Annotated in this window: 2 protein-coding genes; both read right to left on the minus strand. The window is 34.8% G+C overall.

Annotated elements, in window-relative coordinates:
• Nucleotides 1–160: 160 nt before the first annotated feature.
• On the minus strand, nt 161–898 hold the full coding sequence (gene istB, locus M9Q43_RS14015) for an IS21-like element helper ATPase IstB (RefSeq protein WP_262319484.1): 738 nt from the start codon (nt 896–898) through the stop codon (nt 161–163).
• 17 nt (nt 899–915) lie between these two features.
• Nucleotides 916–2083, minus strand: a 1168-nt coding sequence (gene istA, locus M9Q43_RS14020) for an IS21 family transposase (protein WP_262319485.1), incomplete at its 5' end; no start/stop codon positions are given.

Below are 2083 nucleotides of genomic sequence, written 5' to 3' on the forward strand. Positions count from 1 at the left end.
TGCAAATTCCAGTGATATTGACCACCCAATTCCAATTTAAAGTGACCACCTGATTCCAATTCAAATTGACCACCTAATTTCGGTGCAAAATGACCACCTCCATTTTTCATTAAAAACTACTTTTTTTCTTGTGTTAATTTGTGATTCAAATATACTAAAATTACTCTTTGTTGATTCCTCTTTTCTTTCTCATGGATTCGCCTTGTAATTCAATGCGATGGGATTGGTGTATGAGTCTGTCTAAAATGGCATCAGCTATGGTTTTTTCTCCGATTATATCGTACCAACCTTGTACTGGTATTTGTGAAGTTACGATTATAGAACCATTATTGTGTCTGTCTTCGATGATTTCTAAAAGCGTAATTCGGTTTTGACTATCTAATGCTTGAAGACCAAAATCGTCTAATATAATGACGTCTTGTCGTTCTATTTTGGCTAATTCTCTTAAGTAAGAACCATCTGCTTTTGCCATTTTTAGTTTAGCAAACAACTTAGATGTGCTGTAATAACTAACTTTATATCCCTGAATACAAGCTTGATAACCTAATGCGGTTCCTAAAAAACTTTTACCTACTCCCGTACTTCCTGTGATTAAAACATTCTGATTTTTCTCAACAAAATCGCATGCAGCTAATCGTAAAACTTGGTTTCTATCCAGATTTCGTGAAGTATCAAAATTGATATTTTCAATATTGGATTTGTAATGGAAGCGAGCGTTTTTAATGCTTCGCTCAATGCGACGATTGTGTCTTTCATCCCATTCGGCATCAATGAGCATTGCGATAAATTGATCTAGCGTGTAATGATCTGTTTTTCCGCTTTCGATGGCGGTTTTAAAAGCATTATGCATGCCATAAAGCTTCATTTGTTTCATTTTGGTTGTGGTGATTTCATTCATAAGTGTTTGATTTTAATTTATTTGTAATAGTTTTTTCCTCTAATGTTGTTGTGATTAGGTAAATCAAATTCTTCTTCTTGCTCATTCTCAGCGTTGTCTAAGTTGTTTTCTAAAATGTTTTGGATGGCTTTAAAACTGTAAATCCTAAAATCGAGTGCGCGTTTACAAGCGTTGATTAATCGTTGTTTTCCGACTTTCTTCTCAAAGTTCAATATCCCTAAACAACTTTTATAGGCTTGTTCGGGATGATTTCTACTTTCGATAATTTGGATGATATAATCCGCTACATTTTGGTCAATATTGTTTGCCCAATCAATAAACCGACTAGCACTCCAATCAGCAACAAACTGATGTGTGCTGGCTAAATGTTCAGCAACAGTCGTGTAATCATAAGGTTTGTAATTTCTTGGATGAATGGCGATTCGGTTGTATTTGTAGAAGATTTCAACCGTAGTTTTGGTATACAAAAGTTTTACTTTTTTTCTCACGTATTGGTACGGAACGCTGTAATAACTCTTGTCTTGACTCAATAATGCATGACCGTTTTGCATAACTGTTGCAAAGGATTGGTATTTGATTTCAAAGCGTTCTTGAGGTAATGGACGTAGTTTTTGCTTCTCATCTTCTATAAATAATTCATAGCGAGAATACGGTCTTCCTGTGAGTTTTTTGTGATTATGAGCATCTAATAAATCCCATATTTGTTGGTTTAATTCTTCTAAACTATAAAACTGTTTTTGTTTTAGATGTACATAAATTCTTCGGTATAAGATTTTTACAGCTCCTTCAGCTAATGATTTATCTCTTGGTTTGTAAGCTCTTGCAGGTAATATGGTAGTTTCGTAATGCTCTGCTAAATCGGCTAAGGTTTCATTAATTGTTGGTTCAAAACGACTACTTTTAATTACGGCTGACTTTAGATTGTCTGGAACAATTGCTGCTGGAACGCCTTCAAAAAAACGCATAGCATTCTCTACCGATGTGACAAAATCTTCTTTCTGTTGGCTCATAGAAGCTTCAGCATACGTGTGTTGACTTGCGCCTAGTATGGCAACAAAAAACTGCACTTCTTTAATTTCTCCGGTATCTTTTTCAATAATGGAAAGTGTTTTTCCAGCATAATCCACATACATTTTATCACCTGCTTTGTGATTCATATGCATTACTGGATTAACGCGTTTACTC

Origin of the sequence: Flavobacterium odoriferum (assembly GCF_025499515.1) — a bacterium.
GTDB classification, from domain to species: Bacteria; Bacteroidota; Bacteroidia; order Flavobacteriales; family Flavobacteriaceae; genus Flavobacterium; species Flavobacterium odoriferum.